Origin of the sequence: Lederbergia ruris, assembly GCF_018332955.1 — a bacterium.
GTDB lineage: Bacteria > Bacillota > Bacilli > Bacillales > Bacillaceae_C > Lederbergia > Lederbergia ruris.
In genome coordinates this window covers 1-255 of the sequence record NZ_BORB01000156.1, presented here as the reverse complement: position 1 = coordinate 255, position 255 = coordinate 1, and the positions used below count along the sequence as shown (strand labels likewise).

Below are 255 nucleotides of genomic sequence, written 5' to 3'. Positions count from 1 at the left end.
AATTCAATGAGCAGCTTCTCTCCATCATAGGCAGCGAGTGCCTTCCGAATGGCCTTGTAACGGGAATGGCCCCGAAAAATCCTCTGAATGTCGCGTGCCACATGGAAGCGGTCAATAGTGAAGAAGGTATTGGATGGAAAGTACTCCCGGCAGGCTGTGATCCAGTTCGCTCCATCCCCGTTAATGACGAGTAGGTGTGTCAGGGGGTCATAGTCAAATGTCTCCACCAGAAATGTCTCAAAGTCCTCCCAGAAA

At 50.6% G+C, this 255-nt stretch carries 1 protein-coding gene; it reads right to left on the bottom strand.

Translation table 11 applies throughout. From position 1 onward, the window contains the following. A partial coding sequence (locus KI363_RS21825) for a UPF0236 family transposase-like protein (protein ID WP_212967632.1) occupies window positions 1–255 on the bottom strand: 255 nt, incomplete at both ends.